Source organism: Acinetobacter sp. YH16051, assembly GCF_013417135.1.
GTDB lineage: Bacteria > Pseudomonadota > Gammaproteobacteria > Pseudomonadales > Moraxellaceae > Acinetobacter > Acinetobacter towneri.
Genome location: NZ_VPEN01000153.1, coordinates 1 through 1,081, shown reverse-complemented (window position 1 = coordinate 1,081; position 1,081 = coordinate 1). Strand labels below are relative to the sequence as shown.

General features: G+C 39.6%; 2 protein-coding genes. Both read right to left on the bottom strand.

The genetic code is table 11. From position 1 onward, the window contains the following. Positions 1–152: 152 nt before the first annotated feature. The gene (locus FTV41_RS15015; protein WP_001140620.1) at positions 153–455 is read right to left on the bottom strand and encodes a helix-turn-helix domain-containing protein; all 303 of its coding nucleotides are present in this window, start codon (positions 453–455) and stop codon (positions 153–155) included. Next, on the bottom strand, positions 448–804 hold the full coding sequence (locus FTV41_RS15010) for a type II toxin-antitoxin system RelE/ParE family toxin (protein ID WP_000269911.1): 357 nt from the start codon (positions 802–804) through the stop codon (positions 448–450). Before FTV41_RS15010 ends, FTV41_RS15015 begins: the two co-directional genes overlap by 8 nt. Positions 805–1,081 lie beyond the last annotated feature (277 nt).

The following is a 1,081-nucleotide window of genomic DNA, read 5'->3' as shown; positions in this document are numbered from 1 at the left end:
CCGATCAGGATTAAGCATAACAACATCCGTTCTGTGCTAATTTTTGGTCTGTTTCTACCATTCTCTATTCCCATCCTTAATATTTTCTAAAATTAACATAATACACGTTATACGAATCTAAAAATGGGAGCCTATAGCTCCCATTTTTATTGTTAAACATTGAATCCTATATGTTTTCCTGTTGGAAGCTCTACATCAATACGGAGCTTCCCACCCATTGCCTCAACATACTTTTTCATGGTTGAAATCTTAAGATCATTGCCACGATTTTCTATTGCTGAAAGCGATGGCTGTTTTATTCCCAAAGTTTCAGCAAGCTCTTTTTGAGAAATTTCGAGTTCTTCACGAATAAGATGAAGCTGATTTTCTAGCAGTAATTCATCTGCCATTTTTTGAATACGGGCTTGGCTCTCTGGAGAGCGGCTAGCTAACAATTCTTGCAGAGTCTTAGCCATTAGATTTATCTCCTAGGGTGGTGAGATGAAGTTGGTATTGTTCATCTGCAATATCCAGCATGTCTTTATAAAAACGCTTTTTACCGCCTTTATCAGCAATACATAGAACAATAGCCTGTCGTAAGGGATCAAATGCGAAGAAAGCTCTTAAGGGTCTACCGCGATGTTGAACACGCAGTTCTTTCATATTGGTAAATTTAGACTCATACACAGTATCTACTAAAGGACGGCCTAAACTCGGTCCCTGCTGCTGTAGAACAACCAGGGCAGCTAGGACCTTCTCTTGTGTCGATTCATCTTGCTGTTCAAGCCACTGATTAAATAGATCTGTCGTAATGACTGTCCACATACCACAACCAAAATATAGATTATAGTCTATATTTTAGGAGCATTATGCTTGTTTTGCAAATGAGAAATGATAGGCAATAAAAAACCCCGGCATCCTGCCGGGGTTTTCCGTATTGGTTCGCTCGGTATAACTCCTGTCGTACCTTACAGTCCTTGTGCTTATCTATTGTTATTCTTGTATGGAACTTCCTGTTCCTGATGAGTTCATCATAGGAAAGTTCCAGTATCCTAGATAGCCGCAAAGGGCCGAGATTTATGTAAGCCTGAGCGTACAAAAT

Excerpts from the sequence above, each read along its gene's own strand:
- FTV41_RS15015 (WP_001140620.1), bottom strand. The coding sequence starts at position 455 with ATGGCTAAGACTCTGCAAGAATTGTTAGCTAGCCGCTCTCCAGAGAGC.
- FTV41_RS15010 (WP_000269911.1), bottom strand. The coding sequence starts at position 804 with ATGTGGACAGTCATTACGACAGATCTATTTAATCAGTGGCTTGAACAG.